This is a genomic window from Longimicrobium sp. (genome assembly GCF_036399935.1).
GTDB lineage: Bacteria > Gemmatimonadota > Gemmatimonadetes > Longimicrobiales > Longimicrobiaceae > Longimicrobium.
Map to the genome: position 1 here is coordinate 1 of NZ_DASWMD010000056.1, position 19,279 is coordinate 19,279.

A 19,279-nucleotide genomic window follows, 5' to 3' on the forward strand; every position below is an offset into this window, starting at 1 on the left:
CCCCCGCAAACTGCGCGGGGGAAGGGAGCCAGTTCGGCGCGTCACCCCGGCCGAAGCGGCGGAGCCTGTCATCCTGAGGCCCAGGCGCACCGAACCGGCCCGTAGCACCACCGTCGCGGGCCGAAGGATCCAGCGGCGGGCACGTACCAGCCAGGGCGCGGCAGCGGTCACCGTAGCCGAGGCCTCGGCTGCCGTGGGGCCCTCACCCGGCCGCGCTGACACGCGTGCCACCCTCTCCCACAAACAGCGTGGGAGAGGGGGTACACATCGGGATTGGGTGCGTTTTCTGGTCGAGCGCATGGCCCTGGCCCCCGTTCGGGCGGTTGAAACCGCGGCTGGAACGTCACGAAGTCCGCCTTCGCGGACTGCTCGCGGAGTGAGGTGCGCCGAGCCGGCCGAAGCGCGAATCAGGTCTCCCCCTCCCCTGCGCAGCGGGGGACGGGGGACGGGGGACGGGGGGAGGGGGCTCCCGCGGCATTCACCGGCAGTCAGCCTCATCCGGCGTGAAGTTCCCCTCTCTCCCGCGCAGTTTGCGGGGGAGTGGCCGGGAGAGGGGGCTGCCGCGGCATGCGCGGAGCCCAGCCTTATCCAGATCGAAGTTCTCCCCTCTCCCGGCTCAGTTTGCCGGGGGAGGGGCCGGGGGAGGGGCCCCCCCGCGCAGGACCGATCACTCCAGCCGAATGCACGCTGCACGGCCGGCACGCAGCACAACGGGAACGGGACGAAGGGACATCGGATGGATGTGATGCTGTTGCTGAAGGCCGCCGTCATGGGGCTGGTCGAGGGAGCCACGGAGTTCATTCCCGTGTCGTCGACGGGGCACCTGATCCTGGCCGGCAAGTGGCTGGGCTTCGACTCGTACGCCAACCACGAGACGTTCGACGTCTTCATCCAGCTGGGCGCCATCCTGGCCGTCGTCTGGCTGTACCGGCAGAAGGTGTTCGGGGTGCTCGCCGCCGCGCCGCGCGACCCCAACGCCCGCCGGCTGATCTGGAACCTGCTGATCGCCTTCGCCCCGGCGGCGCTGGTGGGCTTCTTCGCGCGCGACTTCATCAAGGAAAAGCTCTTCGACACCACCATCGTGGCGATCGCGCTGGTCCTGGGCGGCATCGCCATCCTGCTGGTGGAGCACTGGCACAAGACGCGGGTGGTGACCACGGAAAGCGTGGACGACATCCGCCCGCCGACGGCCCTGGGCGTGGGGCTGGCGCAGCTGCTTTCGCTGGTTCCCGGCGTGTCGCGCTCCGGCGCAACGATCATGGGCGGGCTGTCGCTGGGGATGTCGCGCCTGGCGGCGACGGAGTTCTCGTTCTTCCTGGCCATCCCCGTGATGGTGGCCGCCAGCGGCTTCGACCTCTTCAAGAGCCGCCACCTGCTGTCGGCGGCGGACGCGCCGGTGTTCGCCGTGGGCTTCGTGGTGTCGTTCATCGCGGCGATGGTCGTCATCCGGGCCTTGATTCGCTTCGTCTCCACCAACACCTTCGTGCCGTTCGCCTGGTACCGCATCGCCGTGGGCCTGGTGCTGCTCGCGATGGCGTGGACCACGCGGGGCGGCTGAGGCCGCCCCGCGCCCCGTCTCTCCTCCCCCGGCCCGGACCCGACTCCATGCCCAGCGTATCGTCCCTGTTCACCCAGCGGCTCCCCGCCGACCTGGCCCGCAAGCTGGACCGCACCGAGGCCGCCGCGCGCGAGGCGCTGATCGACGTGCACGCCAACCTGGCGCTGGACCTGGTGGCCATCCTGGCGCCGCGCATGCCCTTCGACGAGGCCATCGACCGCTACATCGAGACGATGGAGCTGGACGGCGACGAGGCCGAGCCCATCGGGACGCGGGCGGTGGCGCTGATGGACGAGCGCGACGTGAGCGAAGACCTGGCGCGCGAGGGGCACCGGGGATGGGGATGGGACTGGCGCTACGCCACGCCCATGGGGGCGCTTCGCTACATCCGCCGCCACAAGCAGCGCAGCGACGAAGAAAACCTGTGGCTGGAGCTGGCGGCCGCGCGCGCCGAGGAAACGCTGGTGACGGCGCACATCCGCTTCGCCATGGAGTTCGTGGAGCTGATGGAGCAGCACCAGCACGCCGACCCCACCCGCGCCGTGGCCCACTACGTGGAGCGGCTGGACCTTCCGGAGCTGCGCGCGCGGATGGTGTACCAGCGCGCCCTGGCCCGCCTGGCCGACGACCTGCTGCCGCGCCTGTCCGACGAGTGATCGCGGGCGCGGCCCGGCCGCGCACGAACCTTGCGCCTGACGGGGCCGGAAACTCCGCGCGTGTGCCGCGGACCCGCCCCGGCGGGCGTTCGTGCATCCCGAAATATCCAGTGCAGATGATGAACCGATCGGAGTGGGCGCAGAAGGCCGCCGCCGCGGCGCTGCTGGTGCTGCTGGCCGCCTGCGGAGGCGGCGACGCCGAGGGCGACGGCGAGCAGGGCAACGACAGCGCCACGGCCGCCGCGCCGGGCGACACCGGCACCGCGTCGGGCGCGCAGCCCGGGCAGACGGCCAACAACCTTCCCGCGGGGCCCACCACGCAGCTGCCGCCCAACGAGCTGGGCCGCATCATGGTGCTGGAGTACCACCGCACCGGCAGCCCCGAGGGCGAGTTCGTCCGCACGCTGGAGAACTTCCGCAAGGACATCCGCACCCTGTACGAGGCGGGGTACCGGCCTGTGACCATGCGCCAGGTGCTGGAGGGGAACATCGACATCCCGCGCGGCACCACGCCCGTCGTCTTTACCATGGACGACGCAACGCGGGGCCAGTTCTACCTGACGGGCAACGGCGAGGTAGACCCCAACACCATGATGGGGTCGTGGATGTCGTTCAAGCGCGAGAACCCGGGATGGGGGCCGGGCGGAATGGTGTGGTGCATCCTGCCGGCCGCGAGCCATCCGTCCAACTTCTTTGGCGAGACCAAGGACCGCGACACGCCGCGGGAGCAGCGCGAGGCCAACATCCGCAAGAAGATGGAGATGATCGTCCGCGACGGCCACGAGGTGTGCAACCACACCCTGTACCACGCGCGGCTGGACCGGGCGGCGAACGACCAGCAGGCGCAGGACTGGATCGGCATCGGCGAGGACAGCATCAAGGCGTACCTGCCGCAGGACTACGACATCGTGACGTTCGCGCTGCCGCTGGGCATGTGGCCGCGCAACAAGCCGCTGGCGTGGGCGGGCACGTACCGCAACGGCAAGCGCTACGAGAACAAGGTGGTGCTGGAGGTGTCGGGCGGGCCCAGCGTAACGCCCTGGGACACGCGGTGGGATCCCCACTCGGTGGACCGCTTCATCGTGGCGCCGGGCGCGCTGGAGGCGCAGCTGCGCCGCTGGGAGGCCGACCCCACGCACCGCTACATTTCGGACGGCGACCCGCGGACCATCAGCTATCCCGCGAGCATGGGGCAGTACCTGAACCGCTCGGCGCTGGGCGGACGCACGCCGCGCGAGGTGGCCGGCGCGCCCGCCGCGGCCGCTCCCGCGGCACCGGCAGCCGGGGGAACGACCGGGCGGTGAGGTGGAAGTGCGTTAGTGCGTGAGTGCGTTAGTGCGTTAGTGCGAGTGGCCCCCGGACGAACCGGCTCGTCCGGGGGTTACTAACGCACTCCACGCACTCCACGCACTCACGCACTAACGCACTTCTTTTGTAAGGCGGTGGATGACAATGACTTCCGGATTGGCTGAACCGTGATCGGCGCGGTTGTCCGGCCCGGCGGAAGCGGTTATCTTGGGTGCTGTGATACGGCACCTGCGTCGACGACGCGGAGCGGTGCCGGTGAAACGAAGGTACTCGACGGCTTCCGCTTTTCTTTTTTTCGACGACAGGGAGGGTTCCCATGCCTTTCGGACTTGGTTTCGGCGAGCTGGTACTGATTTTCGGCGTGCTGCTGCTTCTGTTCGGCGCCAAGCGGCTGCCCGAGCTGGCCGGCGGCATGGGCAAGGGAATCCGCGACTTCAAGCGCGCGGTGAACGGGCTCGACGAGCAGTCGATCCAGGCCAACGCGCAGCAGAACTACCTGCAGTCGCCGCCTCCCGCAGGCACCGCGGACGTCTCCGCCCCGGTGCAGAGCGAGCCCACCCGCGTCGCCTGATCGGCGCGAAGGGAATGTGACGAGCGGCCCCCGGCACCGATGCCGGGGGCCGCTTCTCGTTTGTCTGTGCATCCCCGGCCTGTCATCCTGGGGCCAGGCGCATTGCACTCGCCCGAAGCAGACACTCCGCGGGCCGAAGGATCCAGCCGCGGCCACGTACCAGCCAGGGCGCGGCAGCGGTCCACGGATGCTTGGGCCTCGGCTGCCGTGGGGCCCTCACCCGTCCTCGCCTAGGCTCGTCCACCCTCTCCCACAAACAGCGTGGGAGAGGGGGTACACTTCGGATTCCGATGCGCCGGGCGAGCACATACCGGAGGCCCCGACCCTGCTGGGGCGACTAAAGTCGCGGCAACAACGGCCCGAAGTCCGCCTGCGCGGTCTGCACGCGCAGTCGAGTGCCCAAGACCAGCCGGAGCGCGATCGAATTCTCCCTTTCCCCCGCTTGCGGGGGAGAGGGCCGGGGAGAGAGGGCTGCCAGGGGCATGCGCCGGGTTCCTCGAAGCGCACTGTTCCTCGCCCACGTTTTCCGTCGAGTGCGCAGGCAGCCCATCGAACCCCCGACCGAAGTGCTCCTCTCCCCCATGGGGTTTATGGGGGAGAGGCAGGGAGAGGGGGGCGGCCGCGGCATGCGCCGGCTCACATCGAAGCGCGATCGAATTCTCCCTTTCCCCCGCTTGCGGGGGAGAGGGCCGGGGAGAGAGGGCTGCCAGGGGCATGCGCCGGGTTCCTCGAAGCGCACTGTTCCTCGCTCACGTTCTCCGTCGAGTGCACCGGCACCCCCTCGAACCCCAATCGACCTTCTCCCCTCTCCGCACAGCAGTACCGTGCGGGGAGGGGCCGGGGGAGGGGCCTCCCCCTACTGCCCCTCGTACTGCGGCGCGTCGGGCTGCTGGCCGTGCTCCTGGGTGGCGCGCAGGCTCTTCAGCCGGCGGGCAACCTTGGCCACCCGGCTTCCCAGGTTGCGCGCCGTCGTCAGCTCGCGCTCTTCCGGCTGGCGCGACCCGTCGTTCCCCGCCAGCGTCCCCGGCCCGTACGGCGAGCCGCCGATGCCGTCCGTCGTCAGGATCTGCGGGTTCTGCCCGTACGGCGTGCCCACGAAGATCATCCCCAGGTGAAGCAGCGGCACCAGGCCCGTGATGACCGTCGTTTCCTGCCCGCCATGGATGGTGGCCGAACTCGTGAAGATGCCCGTGGCCTTGTCCTCGAGCTCGCCGTTGGCCCACAGCCCGCCCGCCGTGTCGATGAACTGCTTGACTTGCGCCGACATGTTGCCGAAGCGCGTAGGCATCCCCCAGATGATGCCGTCGGCCCAGCGCAGATCGTCCAGCGTGGCCTCCGGAATGTCGGCGTGCGCCTCCTGCGCCTTTACGTACCACTCCTGCGTCGACATGGCGCGGCGCGCCTCCTCCAGCTCGGGAACGCGCACCACCCGCACCTCCACGTCGGGCTCGGCTCCGCGGGCGCCCTCGGCCACGGATTGCGCCATCCGGGCCGTGTGCCCGTAGCTGCTGTAGTAGATCACCAGAACGTTCGTCGCCATCCTCTTCTCCCTCGCCTTCCGCGGTTGTCTGTCGTCAGCCAGCACCAATTATCTTAGTACTAAGGCGCTTTGGCGGGCCGGGGCAAACGCAAGCGGCATACCCGGCGGCGGCCACCCGACAGGTCTAGAACCTGTCGTGAGTTAGGCGGTGTGCTTCTTGCCGCCCTGGCTGCCGGCGAACCGGGTTTTTCCCCATGTTTTCGATGGGTTCCGGTGCCGTACGGACCGCGACTGGAGCACGAGTTGATCGCCACACTGACGAACCCCGCCCGGCTGGACGTGCTGCGCGCGGCGGACCTGCTGGCGGGCGAGCGCGTGGAGGCGTTCGACCGGCTGGCCCGCGCCGCTGCCCGCGCCACGCACGCGCCCGTCGCGCAGGTGAACCTGCTCACCGCCGACGAGCAGCTGCCGAAGGCCTGCTACGGGCCCGAGGCGTGGAGTTCGGCCGGGGCCGTTCCGCTGGACTCCTGGTACTGCAAGCACGTCGTGGCGTCGGCCAGGGCCCTGCGCGTGTCCGATGTGCGCGAGCACCCGCTGACCCGCGACAGCCGCGCGACCACGGAATCGGGGATCGCCGCCTACGCCGCGGCGCCCCTGACGACGGACGACGGCCACACGCTGGGCACCCTGTGCGTCTTCGACTTCCACCCGCGGGAGTGGACCGACGAGCACATGGAGATCCTGGACGACCTGGCGGCGCTGGCCGTTTCGGAGATCCAGGCGCGCGTAGCCGCCCGGCGGCAGACGCGCGACGCCGTGGCCGAAAGCGAGGCGCGCTACCGCGCCCTGGCCGACGACGCGCTCGACACGTCGGAGGTGGGCACCATCATCCTGGACGCGGAGTTCCAGGTGATCTGGGTGAACCGCGCGATCGAGCGATTCTTCGACGTGGAGCGGGTGCGCATCCTGGGCCGCGACAAGCGGCGGCTGCTTCACGAGGAGCTGAAGCACCGCGTGGAGGATTCCGACGAGTTCGAGCGGCGGCTGCGGGCCATCTACGCCGCCAACGACTCCGTCGCCGAGTTCGAGTGCCGGCTCAAGGACGGGCGCTGGCTGGCGCACTGGAGCCGCCCCATCCATTCCGGCGTGTACGCGGGCGGGCGGATCGAGCACTACTACGACGTCACCGAGGCCAAGCGCGCCGAGTCGGTGCTGCGCGAGCACGCCCGCGTGGCCGAGACGCTCCATTCATTGGGCGAGTCGTTCGCCTCGGAGCTGAACCTGGAGGCGCTGGTGGAGCGCGTGACCGACGCGGCCACGGCGCTCACCGGCGCGCAGTTCGGCGCCTTCTTCTACAACCAGAAGAACGAGGCCGGAGAATCGTACACCCTGTACACCGTCTCGGGCGTGCCGCGCGAGGCGTTCTCGAAGTTTCCCAATCCCCGCAATACGCCGGTGTTCCATCCCACCTTCGCGGGCGAGGGGGTGGTGCGCAGCGACGACATCACCCAGGACCCGCGGTACGGCACGATGGGCCCGCACTTCGGCATGCCCAAGGGGCACCTGCCGGTGCGCAGCTACCTGGCGGTGCCCGTCACCTCCAGCTCGGGCGAGGTGATCGGGGGGATCTTCCTGGGGCACGAGGGGGCCGCCCTGTTCAGCGAAACCCACGAGCGGCTGGCGGTGGGCATCGCCTCGTGGGCGGCCGTGGCGGTGGACAACGCGCGCCTGTACGACGCCGAGCGCCGGGCCCGCGCCGCCGCGGAAGAGGCCAACCGCGCCAAGGCCGACTTCCTGGCCACCATGAGCCACGAGCTGCGCACGCCGCTGAACGCCACCATCGGCTACTCCGACCTGCTGCTGATGGGCATTCCCGAAGCCATCCCCACCGCGTCGCAGGCCCAGGTGCGGCGCATCGGCGCCAGCGCGCGGCACCTGCTGGAGCTGATCGAGGAGATCCTGAGCTTCAGCCGCATCGAGGCCGGGCGCGAGCGGGTGGACGTGGAGGCGTTCGACGTGGTGGAGCTGGCGGTGGGCGTGGGCGAGATGCTGGAGCCGCTGGCGGGGCAGCAGGGGCTGGCGTTCCACGTGGGGGTGCCCGACGGGCCGGTGCCCATGCGTTCGGACGCGCGCAAGATCCGGCAGATCCTGCTGAACCTGCTTTCCAACGCCATCAAGTTCACCGAGTCGGGGTCGGTGGAGCTGCAGGTGACTGCCCGGGAGGGCGAGATGGAGTTCGTGGTGGCCGACACGGGGATCGGCATCGGGCCCGAGCACCTGGGGCGCGTCTTCGAGCCGTTCTACCAGGCAGAAACCGCCAAGCACCTGCGGGTGAGCGGCACGGGGCTGGGGCTGGCCCTGGTGCGGCAGGTTTCGGAGATGCTGGGCGGCGCCGTGTCGGTGGAAAGCACGCCGGGGCAGGGCACGCGCTTCACCGTCCGCCTGCCGCGCGAGGTGCCGTTCGGGGACTGACTTCCGCGCGATGCTGGTTCAGCCCGGCTTCGGCGTTGGAGCCGGGTCCGGCGCGTGGGAAGCGGGGACCGCGGAGCTGGTGACGGGCCGGGGAGGGCCGATGTCAGGCGGCGACACCGGGCCGAACGCCAGGTCGCGGATCAGCACGGTCAGGGGCACCGCCAGGATGGCGCCGGTGGGGCCCAGCACCCACGCCCAGAAGATCACCGAGAGGAAGCTGAGCAGCGCCGACATCTGCATCTGCTTGCCCACCACCCGCGGCCCGATGACGTTGTCGAGGACGTTGTTGATCACCTGGTAGCCGATGAAGACGATCAGCGCGGTCTGCCACCCGCTGTCCACCAGCGCCAGCAGCGTGGGCGGCACCAGCGACAGGGTAAAGCCGATGTTGGGAACGAAGCTCAGCAGGAACGAGAGCACTGCCCACAGCAGCGCGTAGTCCACCCCCAGCACCAGCAGCAGCACGTAGTTCAGGATGGCCGCCACCAGCCCCAGCACCGCGCGCACGCCCATGTAGCGGCGGATGGTTTCCGAGAACGCCAGGAACCGCGCGGCCAGCGGGCTGTGGTCCCGCGAGCCCGTCTGGGCGCGGCGCTCCAGCTGCCACATGCCGCCCAGCATGAAGGCGAAGATGAACATCGTCAGCGCCAGGTTGCTGAGCGTGGCCGCCAGGCTCCCCGACACGTTCAGCGCCGCCCGCCCCACCGCCGGTCCCCGGAGCGCGCTCTGCAGGTACGATCCAGCGTCGATGCCGTAGGTGGCCAAGGTGGCGGAGAGCCCGCCGACCATGGCGTCGAGCTCCGCGCGGGTGCTGGGAAACTCCACGGCGATCTGCCGCAGCGACTCGCCCACGAAGGCAATCAGCAGCAGCCCCGAGATCACCACGCCGATCACCACGAGCGTCACCGCCAGCCCGCCCGCCATCCCCCACCGGCGCAGCCTGCGGGTGAGCGGCTGAAAGAGCAGGGCCAGGAAGCCCGCCATCAGCATGGGGTTCAGGATTCCCGACGCCGCGCGCATCCCGCCGACCAGGATGACGACGGCGGCCGCGCCCACGAGAAAGGGCAGGGGACCACGGCGGATCTGTGCGTAATCCATGACGGGCGGGCCCGATCCGGGGAGAGAGGCGAAGGAGTAGCGCGGACAAGATGCGGCTGGGCGCGAGCGCCGTCCAGTGCGGGAGGCGCGTGCCGGGTCCAGGATGCGCTCCGAAACGCGCCGGCGCATGCCGCGGCCGCCCCCCACCCCCAACCCTTCCCCCGCAAACTGCGCGGGGGAAGGGAGCCAGCCCGACGCGCGTGGCCAAGGCTGGCGGACCTCCCCGCCGCGTGAGCGGGTGAACCGCACGCGCGCCTCGCCGGCCGAAGCACGATTGTTATCCCGACGGAGCGGCCACGGGGAACCCCGACGCCTTCCACCGCAGACCGCAGCGACCGAGGGATCCGCCACAGCAATCGAAGCGCACGCGAGTGTCAGAGTGCCGCGGCCTCCGTGAGTGGGTGAACCCACAGAAAGGAGAAAGGCCCGGCTCCGTGAGCGGGTGAACCCGCCGCTGGGAACGCGGAAAGCCCCGGCTCCGTTGAGCGGGTAAACCCGCCGCTCGAAAGCGGAAAGCCCCGGCTCGGGCCGCTGTCGCGTCCCGCCCGGGGCTTCAACCACACGTGCACCTTGCCCGCCGAAGCACGATTGTCATCCCGACGGAGCGGCCACGGGGGACCTCGACATCTGCACGGAAGACCGCAGCGACCGAGGGATCCGCCACACACCCCGCGGACGAGCCGCCGCCCTCTCTCGATTGAACCCCGTGTGGTTCGCGCTCGCCCACCAATGGGAAGAACAGCCCAGGTGCGTCCGCAGCCACGAGGCATTATCCGAGGTGTGTGGCGGATCCCTCAGTCGCTGCAAAGTTTGGTGCTGCCGCGACTTGGGCGTGGCCGCTCCATCGGGATGACATCACGCGTCGGCAGGTGCGGCATGCGTGCAGGTGAAGCCCCGAACGGGACGCGCCAGCGGCCCGTGTCGGGGCTTTCCGCTGTTCCAGCCGCGGGTTCACCCGCCCCTGGACGGCACCGGACCCGCGCGTTGCCGCGGTTCACCCGCCCCCCTGAACCTCACCCCGCGCGCGACTCCGTCACCCGCTCACGGCCAGCCGGTACATTCCACCGTCCGCGCCGGGCGAAAACCCCATCCGGCGCAGGTACTCCGTGTGCTCCTTGCTCCCGGGCTCACTCAGGATCTCGCGGATGCCCTGCTCGCGGAAGAAGTGCGCCTGGTCGGCGAACAGGTATCGCCCCGTCTTGAAGTCGCGGTACTGCGGAATCACGAAATCCAGCACCACCCGCAGCGCCCCGTCGCCCCGCGTCTCCCCGATGAACAATCCCGCGGGGACCATGTCGCGCAGCACGAAGAAGATGAGCTGCCGTTCCGCGGGCGCGTGGGCGAAGCCAGGAAGGAACCGCTGGATCTCGGCGCGGTGAAAGTCCAGGAACGCGGCAAGGTACTCCGACCCGGGCTGCACGCGGAGCAGCTTGAAGTACTCCCGCGAGCCCAGCATCTGCCGCAGGTAGTACAGGTTGATGAACACGATGATCAGGTTCACCACCGCCACCGGGTACGCGTGGATCAGCACGCCGTACACGGTGAACGCCGCCGAACCCACGAGGTTGATGAGGCGCAGCCTGAGGATGCTGCTCATCATCAGCGAAACGGCCACCAGCACGGAGGCCACGTATCCCACGATCTCCAGCACCATCTGCTGATTCATTCGCCCGCCGGTAACAGGATGCGCGATTCGCGGCTCCCGCCTGGTGAGAACCGCCGCACACCTGTTAGCACCCGGGCGGGCGAAAGGCAAACCGGCGCGGACGCCATAGGCGGCGAAACGACGAGAGGGCCGGCGGCAGCCGGCCCTCTCGTCCTTCGCCGGGCGCCGCCGCGCCGTCAGGGGACCAGGACGATGCGGTCCACTCCGAAGCTGGCGTTTCCCATGGGCTCGAAGCGGAACGACTTGACGTTGGTGAGCGTCATGCCGTTGTTGGTTGCCACCGGCTGCCACCCGCGGCGGGGAAAGCCGCTCGTGTTCAGCGGTACGCTGGCGAACCTCCATCCGCTGAAGTCGTTGACGAAGCTGTGACGGAACAGCTCGCCGTCGGCGTCCTCGATTTCAACGTGGACGGTGTTGCCGGCGCTGGTGCCTTCGATCCAGAACTCGATCGCCCCGTACCCGCTCCAGTCCTGGTTCACCGTGGTGCCGATCCCCGCCCAGCTCACCACGTTGTGTGTCACCTTCATCCCGTGGCCGATGGCCGCCGGCCAGACCATCGCCTTGGTCAGCGTAGACACGCCGGCATCCGCGTACGTCCACCACCGGTTGGAGTCGCCCGACTCGAACTCGTCCAGCGCCTTCCGCTGGTAGCCGGCCAGGGGGTCGTACATGTTGCCACTGGCCAGCAGCAGTCCCAACAGGCCCAGTTCGTGGCCATAGCGCTGGAACGTGGTCATGTTCACCGTCTCCGTCCACATCCCGGCCTTGTACGCGCCGTCGGTGGAAAGGAGCGCCGCCGACGTGAGCGGGCCGTAGAACCAGGGGTTGCGCAAGGGACCGCCGTACAGGTCGTCGTCCAGGAATTCCCCATTGGTCCGGTAGATGGAGCCGATGCCGGTGGGGCCCTTGCCGGGGCCGGTGCCGTTGAAGAAGGCGTTCATCTTGTCGACGCGGCCCTTCGCCCGGGTGTCGCAGTTCCACGCCGCGTCCGCCGCCAGCCGCCAGGGCGCGCGGATGGCGTCCCACGAGAAGCGGTGCTTGGCCGTGTCCGCGTCCAGCGTGCCGTCGGGGGTGGTGCGGTCGGGGAGCAGCCCCGTCGCGCCGTTGCCGTACGCCGAAACGGCGTCGACGCTGGCGAGGTACTGGTAGGACTTGTCCGACACCTGGGTCCAGAACCCGTCGCCCGTGTAGGTGGCGAAGGCCTTGTACCAGGCGGGCGACATGTAGCCCGGAAAGGCCGCCTGCCACCACGACAGGGGCATGTCGGCCGGCTTGAGCAGGTACGCGTGCGTGGAGCCGGCCGGCTCTACCATGTGCGTCTTGATGGACGCCAGCACCTGGTTCAGCGGCGTCCAGTAGCCGCCCCAGCGCAGGTCGGCCAGCAGCAGCGCGAAGGCGATGTCCTCGTCGGCGTCGGTGGCGGCGGAGTTGCCCGCCACCCCCTCGGCGCTGATCAGCCAGGGCATTGCGCCGTTCGCGTTCTTCTTGGCGTCGCGGTACGCCTCCATGGCGTGGAACGTCTTTTTGTCGCCCATGTACGCGGCCAGCAGCATGCCGTAGGCGTGGCCCTCGGAAATGGTGGCGTACGGAAGCGCCTGCGTGGTGCCGTTGTTGTCGGTATACGTGAAGTCGCCGTCCGCCATCACGCGGGCGTACGCACCCTCGTAGGACACCCGCGACGTACGCCACGCTTCGTACTTGGCTCGCAGCACGTCGTTCGCCGCCGCTTGGTTGCTGGTCAGGCTCTGCGTGCACCGATACGGGTACGGGGTGGCCCCCGCGGTCGAAAGCGCCGCGCGCGGAGTGCTTCCGCCCGCCGAGGCGAGGGTCCCGGGTTCGGTCGGCTGGTCGTCGCAGGCGGCCAGCAGCGCCGCGAGCGCGAGGGGGGCAAGGGTGCTGCGTTTCATGGGGCACCTCCATCGAGGGTACGGCTGGGCGCGGGCCGTCCGTGCGCCGGCCGCTCCGCTGTGCCCAGGCCCCGAGCGCAATGGATGTGCCCCTAAACACAGTAAACGCATGTTGTATTGCTCGGATCGCCGGCACCCCGCGTCACCCCCGCTGGCCCACGATGCCGCGCACGGCCGCCAGGTACTCGCCGGTGTCGAAGTGCTCGGGATCGATCATGGCCTGCACGGCGCACCCGTGGATCCAGCTTACGGCCAGGGCCGCCAGCCCGTCGGCCGTGGCGCCGGGGAACGCCGCCGGCTCCGCCCGCAGCAGCGCCTCCATGATGGCGTGGAACGCCCGCCGGTAGCGCTCCAGCTCGGCGCTGATGCGCACCCGGATGGCGTCGTCCCTCGCGCCCATGGCCCAGAACTCCAGGAACAGCCGCGTGTGCCGGGGCTCGCGCGCAAGCCGCTCCATCTCCTGCCGCAGCACCGCGTCCAGCCGGTCCATCGCGTGGGGAAGGTCCGCCACCTCCAGCGGCGCGCGCAGCACCGGGGTGGTGGCGATCAGCCAGTCGAGCAGGTCGTGAACCAGCCGCTCCTTGCGCTGAAAGTGAAAGAGCACCAGCGCATGGCTCAGCTCCGCCTCGGCCGCCACCGCCCGGATGGTCAGCCCGCCGATGCCGTCGCGCACCGCCACCTCGAACGCCGCCCGCAGGATCTGCTCGCGCCGCACGTCTTCCGAAGCCCGCTTCCCCGGCATCTCTCCCCCCGTCTATCCCAGGAATTTTATTGACCGTTTGGTAGATATACGTTAGCTTGAATTTACCGGTTGGTCAATACACTCCGTCCGGTGTTCCGAAACGAGAGAAGAGGGCCGGATGCTGAGACGGAAGCCACGTGGGGCGGAGCTGGAGGCGTACGCGCAGGACATCGTCGACACCGTGCGCGAGCCCCTGCTGATCCTGGACGCCATGCTCCGGGTGCGGAGCGCCAACCGGGCCTTCTACCAGACGTTCCGCGTCTCGGAAGAGGAGACGGAGGACCGGCTGATCTACGAGCTGGGCAACGGCCAGTGGGACATCCCCGTCCTGCGCGGGCTGCTGGACGACGTGATGAAGACCAGCTCGGTGTTCAACGACTTCGAGCTGGAGCACACCTTTCCCACCATCGGGCGGCGGGTGATGCTGCTGAACGCGCGCAAGCTGCGCGCGGGAAGCCACGCCGAGCTGGTGGTGCTGGCCATGGAAGACGTCACCGAGCGCCGCAGCGCCGAGGCCGACCTCAAGGCCATCGAGACGTATGCCCGCGACATCGTCGACACGGTGCGCGAGCCGCTGCTGATCCTGGATCCCGAGCTTCGCGTGCACAGCGCCAACGGGGCCTTCTACCACACCTTCGAGGTGTCGCCGGAGGAAACCGAGAACCGGCTGATCTACCAGCTGGGCAACGGCCAGTGGGACATCCCCGACCTGCGCACCCTGCTCGACGAGGTGATGGCCACCAGCTCGGTGTTCAACGACTACGAGCTGGAGCACACCTTTCCCACCATCGGAACGCGGGTGATGCTGCTGAACGCCCGCAAGCTGCGCGCGTCCAGCCACGCCGAGCTGGTGGTGCTGGCCATGGAAGACGTCACCGAGCGCCGCCGGGCCGAGGCGGACCTGCAGGCCATCGAGACGTACGCGCAGGACATCGTCGACACGGTGCGCAAGCCGCTGCTGATCCTGGACCCCGACCTGCGCGTGCACAGCGCCAACCGCGCCTTCTACCAGACCTTCGAGGTCTCCGCCGACGAGACGGAGACGCGGCTGATCTACGAGCTGGGCAACGGCCAGTGGGACATCCCCGCGCTGCGCACCCTGCTGGAAGACATCATCCCCGCCAGCTCCGTCTTCAACGACTTCGAGCTGGAGCACGACTTTCCCGACATCGGGCGGCGGGTGATGCTGCTGAACGCGCGCCGGCTGCAGGCGGGGCACCACGGCGAGCTCCTGGTGCTGGGGCTGGAAGACGTCACCGAGCGGCGGCGCGCCGAGGAAGAGGTGGGGATGGCCCGTGAGGCGGCCGAGACCGCCAACCGCACCAAGAGCCTGTTCCTGGCCAACATGAGCCACGAGCTGCGCACCCCGCTGAACGCCATCCTGGGCTACTCGGAGATGCTGTTCGAAGAGGCCGAGGAGCGCGAGCTGACGGAGTTCGCCGCCGACCTGCAGAAGATCGGCACCGCGGGCAAGCACCTGCTGGCGCTGATCAACGACATCCTGGACCTGTCCAAGATCGAGGCGGGGAAGATGGAGCTGTTCCTGGAAGACTTCGAGGTGGGCGCGCTGATCGAAGAGGTGTCTTCCACCATCCAGCCGCTGGTGCAGGCCAACTCGAACACGCTGAACCTGGCCATCGCCCCCGGGCTGGGCAGCATGCACGCCGACCAGGTGAAGGTGCGGCAGGGGATGTTCAACCTGCTTTCCAACGCGGTGAAGTTCACCCAGTCGGGCACCATCACCGTCGACGCCCATCGCGAGCGGATGGACGGGCGCGAGTGGATCGTCTGCCGGGTGACGGACACGGGGATCGGCATGACCTCCGAGCAGATCGTGAAGCTGTTCCAGGACTTCACCCAGGCCGACGCCAGCACCACGCGCAAGTTCGGCGGCACGGGGCTGGGGCTGGCGCTCACCCGCCGCTACAGCCAGATGATGGGCGGCGACGTCACCGTCAGCAGCGAGCCCGGCGTGGGGAGCGTGTTCACCATCAAGCTTCCCGCCCTGGTCATCGGCGCCGACCCCGGCCCCGTGGCCGCGCCCGCGCTGGGCTCGGTGGACGGCGCCGGGCCGGCCCTCCTGGACTCGCTCCCCGCCGACGCCAGCTGCGTGCTGGTGATCGACGACGACGCGGTGCAGCGCGACCTGATGCAGCAGTTCCTGGGCAAGGAAGGCTACCGCGTCCTGGTGGCCAGCGATGGCGAGGAGGGGCTGCGGCTGGCCCGCGAGATGCAGCCGGCGGCCATCACCCTGGACGTGATGATGCCGGGGATGGACGGCTGGAGCGTGCTGACGGCGCTGAAGTCCGAGCCGGGGCTGCGCCACATCCCGGTGGTGATGCTGACCATGGTCGACGACCCCAACCGGGGCTTTTCGCTGGGCGCCGCCGAGTTCGCCACCAAGCCGGTGGACCGCCGGCGGCTCTCTCGCCTGCTGAAGAAGTACACCTGCACCGACGGGCCCTGCGCGGTGCTGGTGGTGGACAACGACGAGGCCACCCGCGCCCTGATGAAGGGCATGCTGCAGGCCGAGGGGTGGAAGGTGACGGAGGCGGCCAACGGGCGCGAGGCCCTGGAGGTGATGGAAGAGGCGCGCCCCCGGCTGATCCTGCTGGACCTGATGATGCCGGAGATGGACGGCTTCGAGTTCACCGAAGAGGTGCGCAGCCGCCCGGAGTGGCGCGGCGTTCCCATCGTCGTGGTGACGTCGCACGACCTGAGCAACGGCGAGCGGCAGCGGCTGAACGGCTACGTGCAGACCATCGTCCAGAAGGTGGGCGACGAGCCCCAGGGACTGCTGCACCGCGTTCGCGACCTGCTGGGCGACAACGGCGCGCAGCGCCCCATGATCACGAGAAAGGGAGAAGAGCGGCGCGCGGTTCCCGCGTGAGCGCTCTCGACGACGCCATGACCAAGATTCTCCTGGTGGAAGACAACGAGATGAACCGCGACATGCTGTCGCGGCGGCTGGAGCGCAAGGGCTACCTGGTGGTGCTGGCGGTGGACGGGGAAAGCGGGGTGGAGATGGCCCGCACCCAGGCCCCCGACCTGGTGCTGATGGACATGAGCCTTCCCGTGATGGACGGCTGGGAGGCCACCCGCCGCTTGAAGGCCGACGCGGCCACGCGCGGGATTCCCGTGATCGCCCTGACGGCCCACGCCATGTCCAGCGACCGCGGCAAGGCCATGGAGGCCGGCTGCGACGACTACGACACCAAGCCGGTGGAATTGCCGCGGTTGCTGGGGAAGATCGAGGCGCTGCTGGGCAGGGCGGCCGCCCTGGCGCCTTCGGGAGCGGAGCCGCGGGCGTGACGGCCCCCGCCCGCCGCGCCGACGACGCGCCCCGGCACGCGCTGCCACCCGGGCTGATCCACGACCTGCGCACGCCGCTGGGCCAGATCATCGGCTACGTCGAGCTGCTGGTGGAGCGCGCGGAGGACGGCGAGGGGAAGAGCCTGGTACCCGACCTTCAGAAGGTGAAGGCGGCGGGCTACCGCATGCTGCGGCTGATCGAGGACAACTTCTTCGGCATCCGCCCGGCCACGCCCGTCCCGGAAGCCGTGGAGTCCAGGGAGCCGGCGGAGTCCACGCAGCCGGCAGAGTCCACCAAGCCCGCCGCGCCGGGTTCCGGCCCGGCGCGCGTGCCGCTGGCGCGGTTCATCACGGACAACACCGAGTCCATCCTGGCCGAGTGGGAGGACTTCGCCCGCACGTGCACGCCGGCCAGCGGCGGGATGGACATCGTGGCGCTGCGCGACCACGCCGCCGAGATGCTGAAGGTGATCGCCGCCGACCTGGGCACGGAGCAGGGCGGGGACGAGCAGTCGGAGAAGTCCAAGGGGAACGCTCCCGCGGCCGAGGCTTCGGCGGCCACCGCGGCCGAGGAGCACGGCGCCGACCGGGCCGGCAGCGGGTTCACCATCGAGCAGATGGTTTCGGAGTACCGCGCCCTGCGCGCGAGCGTCATCCGGCTGTGGACCAAGGCCCACGGCGAGCTCACCCCCGCCGACGTCGATGACCTCACCCGCTTCAACGAGGCGGTGGACCAGTCGCTGGCGGAGTCCGTCTCGCGCTACACCGAGGAGCTCGACAACTCCAAGGAGATGTTCCTGGCCATCCTGGGCCACGACCTGCGCACGCCGCTGGGGGTGGTGTTCACCTCCGCCCGCTTCATGCTGGACACGGGCGAACTCGCCGAGCCCCACCTGACGCTCATGGGGCGCATCGCCAGCAGCTCCACGCGCATGGTGCACATGGTGGGCGACCTGCTGGACTTCACCCGCAGCCGGCTGGGCGGGGGCATCCCCATCGTCCGCGGCGACGTGAGCATGGGCAAGGTGGTGCACGAGGTGGTGGACGAGCTTGCCGCGCTTCACCCGGAGCGGCCCATCGAGGTGCACGCCCGCGGCGAGGAGCGGGGCGAGTGGGACGCGGCGCGGATCGCCCAGGTGCTGGGCAACCTGGTGGGCAACGCGCTGGAGCACGGCTCCGAGGGCACGCCCGTCACCGTCACGGTGGGCGGTGGCGGCGAGGAGATCACGGTGGCGGTGCACAACCGGGGACCCGCCATTCCCCCCGAGCAGCTGAAGGGCATCTTTCACCCCATGAAGCCGCGCGATTCCACGGCGAGCGCGGCCAGCGGGCCGTCGGGAAGCCTGGGGCTGGGGCTGTACATCGCCGAGCGCATCGTGCACGCCCACGCGGGGACCATCGAGGTGGCTTCGGACGAGGGCGGCACCACGTTCACCGTACACCTCCCCCGCACCGCTCCGGCGGATTAGCCCGAACCGGCGGGAAGTGGACGGGGATTGCAGGATGCCGCTCTCCGGCCGTACCGTCAGGGGTGGCGCGACCGCCATGCCATGGGTCCGACAACGACGTGCGTCCAGATGATCAGGAATTCGGAACACCTTCGCCCCGGCGATTCGCGGGAGCGGGACGGCCAGCGCTGGGTGGTTGAGGCGGCCGAAATGCAGGGCGGGATGATGCAGGTCCTTTGGCGCTGCGGCGACGAGCGGCGCTGGGACGAGTTTCCGCCGGGCGTGGCCGTCGTAGTGAGCCCGGCGGATTCGGCGGAGCGCGTCCGGCGCGTCAAGCAGGCGTCCGAGCTGGAAGAAGGCGACCGCCTGGCGGGCCCGGGCTGGCCCCCGTACGAAGCCGCCGCGGTGGAGCGCGCACCCACCCGCATCGTGGTGGAGTGGACCAACGGGTCTGCCCTGAGGGTGAAGGAATACGATCCCAGCGAGGGCGTGCTCGTAGAAGCGCTGGCGATCCGGCCCGGAACGGGCGCCCGCCCGCCGGACTAGCTTCAGGTCGTAGCGGCCCCCGCACCTTCCAGGGGGAGATCACGCCAATTCCCCAGCGTGAACCACCCTGCACGATAATTTCTACTCGCGTCGAAATAAGCGAATCCCGCATAGATCTTGGACTTTTGCCTATGGATCAATGAAAGCGCCTTCTGTGCAAAGGCGCCAGGCGAGCCTTTGCACGCCCCACCGACCACCCCGGCACCCCTGCAGCGAGGCGTCACGAGACCGCTGGAACGAACCCGGAGCCTGGCGTTTCGGGTACACGCGATGGTGAGTCACGAACAATGTTCCCACGTGGGAACGCGTTTATGATCCCGTTTGGGAACGCGTTGCCGTAAGGGGACGACGTGCGAAACTCTCCAGGTTGTTTTGCCGCATCCATTTAGGCCAGAATTGCCTCGGTGGGCACAAACTTGCACAAAGGTACCGCGCCAGCAGCAGCCGTTGGCTCCTCTGCATCTCAGTACCCGCTCCACTGGTCCTCCCCGCGTCGCGCTTCGTCGGGCTACTCC

General features: G+C 69.5%; 14 protein-coding genes. 9 read left to right on the plus strand and 5 right to left on the minus strand.

The features are described 5' to 3' along the window. The first annotated feature begins 736 nt into the window (after positions 1–736). From VGB24_RS17240 to VGB24_RS17255, 4 genes are all read left to right on the plus strand, one after another. Positions 737–1,558: an undecaprenyl-diphosphate phosphatase gene (locus VGB24_RS17240; RefSeq protein WP_349263935.1), complete on the plus strand. Its 822-nt coding sequence runs from the start codon at positions 737–739 to the stop codon at positions 1,556–1,558. Between the two features lie 47 nt (positions 1,559–1,605). Then, positions 1,606–2,214, plus strand: a complete 609-nt coding sequence (locus tag VGB24_RS17245) for a hypothetical protein (RefSeq protein ID WP_331074188.1) — start codon at positions 1,606–1,608, stop codon at positions 2,212–2,214. 116 nt (positions 2,215–2,330) lie between these two features. Beyond that, the gene (locus VGB24_RS17250; protein ID WP_331074189.1) at positions 2,331–3,518 is read left to right on the plus strand and encodes a polysaccharide deacetylase family protein; all 1,188 of its coding nucleotides are present in this window, start codon (positions 2,331–2,333) and stop codon (positions 3,516–3,518) included. Positions 3,519–3,838: 320 nt separating this feature from the next. Beyond that, complete coding sequence (locus VGB24_RS17255; RefSeq protein ID WP_331074190.1) at positions 3,839–4,093, plus strand: twin-arginine translocase TatA/TatE family subunit; 255 nt, start codon at positions 3,839–3,841, stop codon at positions 4,091–4,093. An 856-nt stretch (positions 4,094–4,949) separates the two neighbouring features. Here VGB24_RS17255 and wrbA read toward each other — a convergent pair. Further along, complete coding sequence (gene wrbA / locus VGB24_RS17260) at positions 4,950–5,633, minus strand: NAD(P)H:quinone oxidoreductase (RefSeq protein ID WP_331074191.1); 684 nt, start codon at positions 5,631–5,633, stop codon at positions 4,950–4,952. Between the two features lie 243 nt (positions 5,634–5,876). Here wrbA and VGB24_RS17265 point away from each other — a divergent pair, with 243 nt between their 5' ends. After that, positions 5,877–8,045, plus strand: coding sequence for an ATP-binding protein (locus VGB24_RS17265; protein WP_331074192.1), 2,169 nt, complete (start codon positions 5,877–5,879; stop codon positions 8,043–8,045). Between the two features lie 18 nt (positions 8,046–8,063). Here the strand turns inward: VGB24_RS17265 and VGB24_RS17270 are convergent, their stop codons facing one another. The 4 genes from VGB24_RS17270 to VGB24_RS17285 all read right to left on the minus strand — a co-directional run bounded on the left by VGB24_RS17270 (position 8,064) and on the right by VGB24_RS17285 (position 13,458). Continuing rightward, on the minus strand, positions 8,064–9,143 hold the full coding sequence (locus VGB24_RS17270) for an AI-2E family transporter (RefSeq protein ID WP_331074193.1): 1,080 nt from the start codon (positions 9,141–9,143) through the stop codon (positions 8,064–8,066). Between the two features lie 1,033 nt (positions 9,144–10,176). After that, positions 10,177–10,809 carry a hypothetical protein gene (locus VGB24_RS17275; protein ID WP_331074194.1) on the minus strand — a complete coding sequence of 211 codons (633 nt, stop codon included), beginning with the start codon at positions 10,807–10,809 and terminating at the stop codon, positions 10,177–10,179. Positions 10,810–10,985: 176 nt separating this feature from the next. Continuing rightward, positions 10,986–12,716 (minus strand): glycosyl hydrolase family 8, encoded by a 1,731-nt coding sequence (locus VGB24_RS17280; protein ID WP_331074195.1) that lies wholly within the window; start codon positions 12,714–12,716, stop codon positions 10,986–10,988. Between the two features lie 142 nt (positions 12,717–12,858). After that, a complete protein-coding gene (locus VGB24_RS17285; protein ID WP_331074196.1) occupies positions 12,859–13,458 on the minus strand; it encodes a TetR/AcrR family transcriptional regulator in 600 nt (199 codons plus the stop codon). A 118-nt stretch (positions 13,459–13,576) separates the two neighbouring features. Between VGB24_RS17285 and VGB24_RS17290 the strand changes: the two genes are divergently transcribed. From VGB24_RS17290 to VGB24_RS17305, 4 genes are all read left to right on the plus strand, one after another. Beyond that, positions 13,577–16,348: a response regulator gene (locus VGB24_RS17290; protein WP_331074197.1), complete on the plus strand. Its 2,772-nt coding sequence runs from the start codon at positions 13,577–13,579 to the stop codon at positions 16,346–16,348. Between the two features lie 17 nt (positions 16,349–16,365). Beyond that, positions 16,366–16,770: a response regulator gene (locus VGB24_RS17295; protein WP_331074198.1), complete on the plus strand. Its 405-nt coding sequence runs from the start codon at positions 16,366–16,368 to the stop codon at positions 16,768–16,770. Then, positions 16,767–18,239, plus strand: coding sequence for a sensor histidine kinase (locus VGB24_RS17300; protein WP_331074199.1), 1,473 nt, complete (start codon positions 16,767–16,769; stop codon positions 18,237–18,239). Before VGB24_RS17295 ends, VGB24_RS17300 begins: the two co-directional genes overlap by 4 nt. A 108-nt stretch (positions 18,240–18,347) precedes the next feature. Continuing rightward, on the plus strand, positions 18,348–18,764 hold the full coding sequence (locus VGB24_RS17305; protein ID WP_331074200.1) for a hypothetical protein: 417 nt from the start codon (positions 18,348–18,350) through the stop codon (positions 18,762–18,764). Positions 18,765–19,279: the final 515 nt, after the last annotated feature.

Coding starts and splice junctions, on each gene's coding strand:
- VGB24_RS17240 (WP_349263935.1), top strand. CDS start 737: ATGGATGTGATGCTGTTGCTGAAGGCCGCCGTCATGGGGCTGGTCGAG.
- VGB24_RS17245 (WP_331074188.1), top strand. CDS start 1,606: ATGCCCAGCGTATCGTCCCTGTTCACCCAGCGGCTCCCCGCCGACCTG.
- VGB24_RS17250 (WP_331074189.1), top strand. CDS start 2,331: ATGATGAACCGATCGGAGTGGGCGCAGAAGGCCGCCGCCGCGGCGCTG.
- VGB24_RS17255 (WP_331074190.1), top strand. CDS start 3,839: ATGCCTTTCGGACTTGGTTTCGGCGAGCTGGTACTGATTTTCGGCGTG.
- wrbA (WP_331074191.1), bottom strand. CDS start 5,633: ATGGCGACGAACGTTCTGGTGATCTACTACAGCAGCTACGGGCACACG.
- VGB24_RS17270 (WP_331074193.1), bottom strand. CDS start 9,143: ATGGATTACGCACAGATCCGCCGTGGTCCCCTGCCCTTTCTCGTGGGC.
- VGB24_RS17275 (WP_331074194.1), bottom strand. CDS start 10,809: ATGAATCAGCAGATGGTGCTGGAGATCGTGGGATACGTGGCCTCCGTG.
- VGB24_RS17280 (WP_331074195.1), bottom strand. CDS start 12,716: ATGAAACGCAGCACCCTTGCCCCCCTCGCGCTCGCGGCGCTGCTGGCC.
- VGB24_RS17285 (WP_331074196.1), bottom strand. CDS start 13,458: ATGCCGGGGAAGCGGGCTTCGGAAGACGTGCGGCGCGAGCAGATCCTG.
- VGB24_RS17290 (WP_331074197.1), top strand. CDS start 13,577: ATGCTGAGACGGAAGCCACGTGGGGCGGAGCTGGAGGCGTACGCGCAG.
- VGB24_RS17295 (WP_331074198.1), top strand. CDS start 16,366: ATGACCAAGATTCTCCTGGTGGAAGACAACGAGATGAACCGCGACATG.
- VGB24_RS17305 (WP_331074200.1), top strand. CDS start 18,348: ATGATCAGGAATTCGGAACACCTTCGCCCCGGCGATTCGCGGGAGCGG.